Source organism: Gemmatimonadales bacterium (assembly GCA_035502185.1).
Classification (GTDB): domain Bacteria; phylum Gemmatimonadota; class Gemmatimonadetes; order Gemmatimonadales; family JACORV01; genus Fen-1245.
In genome coordinates this window covers 1-2,843 of the sequence record DATJUT010000022.1, presented here as the reverse complement: position 1 = coordinate 2,843, position 2,843 = coordinate 1, and the positions used below count along the sequence as shown (strand labels likewise).

At 71.1% G+C, this 2,843-nt stretch carries 3 protein-coding genes; 1 reads left to right on the top strand and 2 read right to left on the bottom strand.

The window, feature by feature from the left end; genetic code table 11:
* Together VMF70_02940 and VMF70_02935 are read right to left on the bottom strand one after the other, a co-directional pair.
* A partial coding sequence (locus VMF70_02940) for a hypothetical protein (protein ID HTT66964.1) occupies nt 1-909 on the bottom strand: 909 nt, incomplete at its 3' end.
* A 103-nt stretch (nt 910-1,012) separates the two neighbouring features.
* A complete protein-coding gene (locus tag VMF70_02935; GenBank protein ID HTT66963.1) occupies nt 1,013-1,945 on the bottom strand; it encodes a M23 family metallopeptidase in 933 nt (310 codons plus the stop codon).
* Here VMF70_02935 and VMF70_02930 point away from each other — a divergent pair.
* The coding region (locus tag VMF70_02930; protein ID HTT66962.1) for a glutaminyl-peptide cyclotransferase at nt 1,881-2,843 on the top strand (963 nt) is incomplete at its 3' end. The genes VMF70_02935 and VMF70_02930 overlap by 65 nt on opposite strands.

Here is a 2,843-nt window from a genome sequence, read left to right as displayed (position 1 = left end):
CTGGGGGGCACGGGTGAGGGTGAAATCCAGGGTGTCGTCGTAGTCGAACGGATCGAAGTTGGTGCGCGCGGCGAACATGTCCAGGCTGAAGCCGTCCAGCGAGTCGGCCACGTGGGCGGAGACCGTCACCTGGAAGGCGGTCGTGCCGGTGACCGCGCCGCCCCGCGTCGAGTCGTTGAAACTGACGACGTGCGCCCCGTCGGTGGCCGTGCCGCTGAGCCGCGCGGTATCGGCCGCCTGTGTGCCGGACAGGCCGACCAGGAAATCCGCGATGCCCGCGGTGCCGTTGCTGGCCTGCGAGCGGAGCTGCAGGGTCGAGCCGGCGCTCTGGTCGGTGAGGTCGAGCCATCCGTCGGTCGCGAGGGGAACGGTGGGCAGGCCGTAGCTGGTCACCTGGTAGAGCAGGAACCGGAGGCCGCCCGCGGGGCCGCTGGTGTCGGCGCTGACGCGATAGGCGCGCGCCGCGGTGTCCCAGACCACGACGCGCCGGAACAGGGAGTCGGCGATCAGGCCGGCCGCGTTCCCTGCAAGGGCGGCGACGCCGGAGGCGGCCGGATCCGGACGCGGAGCCGACCGGCCGGCAGGTGGGGCGCACGCGATCGTCGGTGCGGCGCCCGGCGTCGCCGGCGGGGCGGCCGCGGCGGTCAGCAGCGGGCTCAGGGCCGTCAGGCTCAGCATCGCCGGCGATCCGAGGACGCCGCTCACGACCGCCAGGGCGGAGTCGACCGCCGCCGGGTCGAAGCCGACGGTCGGCGGCGGCGGCGGCGCCGCGGTGTTCTTGTCACACCCGCCGAGCGCGGCGGCGCAGCCGGCCAGGAGGGCCAGGCGGAGCCACCGCGAGCCGGCTTCCGGGACTCGGTGCGCGAGGGATCTCGCGGCCTCACGCCGCGGCCCCAATGTCAGAGGCATGGAGGCGTAAGTATAACCACTCCAGGGACGTTGGTGCCCGCCACCGGGCTGGCGAGCTCAGCGGTTCCGCGAGCGAAGGGGGCCCTGCGGTGGCGCGGCGGCTTCAGTCCGAGAAGTCGTCCGGCAGAATGTACTTGAGCGGATCCACGGGGCGGCCGTTGACGCGCACCTCGTAGTGGAGGTGCGGCCCGGTCGAGAGTCCGGTGGAGCCGACGAAGCCGAGCAGGTCGCCGCGACGGAGGATCTGGCCTTCCGCGGCCGCGGTGCGTGACATGTGCGCGTACCGCGTCTCGAGCCCGAAGCCGTGGTCCAGCACGACCATGAGCCCGTATCCTTCCTGCCAGCCCACTTGGATCACGCGGCCCTCGGCCGGCGCCACGATCCGCGTGCCGTACGGCGCGGCGATGTCGATGCCCTCGTGCGGCAGGTTCTCGTGCAGGATCGGATGGTAGCGAATGGCCGCGAACCGGCTGGACAGGAAGCCCGCCGTCGGCATGATGGTCGGCGTGGCCTCCAGCTCCATGTGGTGCGCGGCCAGGCTTTCGGCGGCTTCCTTGAACGAAGCCGATAGGATGCCCGCGCGGCGGATCAGCGCGTCGAGATCCGTGTGGATGCCGGCTGCCTCGCGGCCAACCGCTCCGCCCTCGACCAGCAGGCGGTCGCGGTCGGGCCATGGCCCCACCGGGCCGCCGATCCCCGCCCGCTCGACGTCGGGGTTCAGCGGATCGATCCCCGCCACGAGGCGGGCTTCGTTGTCGCGCCGTGACAGGAGGTTGAGCGAGTCCCTGAGGGCGTCCACGCGCCCGCCGAGGCGGGCGACCTCACCGGCGATGGTGCGGTTGCTGCGTTCCAACTGCCGGCCGTGCGACAGGTCCACGGAGCGCGACACGACGCCGATCGCCGCCACGATCGTGGCGGTCCCCACGACTACCCCCAGCCCGGCGGCGACCCTCAGGACGGTCCCGGACACGGTGAATGCCCTCGTGCCGGTCGTGTCGTGGCGCACGAACAGAACCGTCCAGCGGCTTGTCGCCATCTGCGCTCCACTATGGAATGGTCGATGTGCCCGCGTACGCGGGCCAGGAGGGGCTGACGGGAGTGTTCGTACCGTATCCGCCGTGCCGGGCCTCGTCAAGGCGGACCGGCCAGGCCGGGGTGCGGCGAGCTGTCGCGCACCGGTATCCGAGGCCAGTTTACAGAGCCCCGCACGACGAGCTCCGGTGCACCTGGTAGACGCCCGCTCTCTCCGAGTCCCTTGCTGGCTTCCTCTGGCCGCGCTGCTGGCGGGCTGCGGGCGACCGCCCCGTGTCGAGCCGTTCGAGGTCACGGCCCGCTACCCTCATGATTCAACCGCGTACACCCAGGGCCTGGTATGCGCAGACGGTGTGCTGTTCGAGAGCACCGGCCTCTATGGCCAATCCGAAGTGCGGCGCCTCGACATCCGGTCGGGGCGCGTCCTCGCCGCGGTCCGGCTCGCCGCCGACCGGTTCGGTGAAGGCCTGGCCCTGCTCGGGGGCCGTCTCTATCAGCTCACGTGGAGGGAAGGCGTGGCCTACGTGTATGACGCTGCGACCCTCGCCTTGCTCGACTCCCTCCGGTATCCGGGCGAGGGGTGGGGTCTTGCCACCGATGGTGCGTCGCTGATCATGAGCGATGGGTCGGATTCGCTCCGGTTTGTTTCGCCCGGGACCTTCCGCGTGAAACGCGTCGTGCACGTGCGGTATCAGGGGGAGCCACTCCACCGGTTGAACGAGCTCGAGTACGTGAAGGGGGACCTCTTCGCCAATGTCTATCAGACGAACTTCGTGCTGCGGATCGATCCGGGAACCGGTACGGTCAGAGAGGTGCTCGACTTCTCAGGCCTCTACCCTCAGGACCGGCGGCCGCCCTGGGCCGACGTCATGAACGGGATCGCCGTGTCCGATAGCGGCGAG

Excerpts from the sequence above, each read along its gene's own strand:
- VMF70_02935 (HTT66963.1), bottom strand. The coding sequence starts at position 1,945 with ATGGCGACAAGCCGCTGGACGGTTCTGTTCGTGCGCCACGACACGACC.